This window comes from Xenorhabdus sp. BG5 (assembly GCF_015163665.1).
Taxonomy (GTDB): Bacteria; Pseudomonadota; Gammaproteobacteria; order Enterobacterales; family Enterobacteriaceae; genus Xenorhabdus.
The window spans coordinates 1-268 of record NZ_JADEUG010000115.1; the positions used below are offsets into that span (position 1 = coordinate 1).

Annotated in this window: 1 protein-coding gene; it reads left to right on the forward strand. The window is 42.9% G+C overall.

Annotated elements, in window-relative coordinates; translation table 11 throughout:
• Positions 1-76: 76 nt before the first annotated feature.
• A partial coding sequence (locus IQ209_RS18075; protein WP_193852548.1) for a transposase occupies positions 77-268 on the forward strand: 192 nt, incomplete at its 3' end.

The following is a 268-nucleotide window of genomic DNA, read 5'->3' on the forward strand; positions in this document are numbered from 1 at the left end:
TGAATCGAGGGATTTTTTTGAACCTTTTTCTACCTAGCTGATCTCAATAAGAAATACTACGTTGAGGTCACGTATGATGTTTTCAACAGATGCTGAGCAATGGGCAAAAGACACTTTTCAATATGCTGATTTAGGGGATAGTCGCCGCACTAAGCGCCTGATCAAACTGACTTCTTCTCTTGCCAATCATTTAGGACAGTCTCTCGTGCAATCTTTAAAATCCCCTGCGGATATCGAAGCTGCTTATCGCTTCGCTCGCAATCAAGCC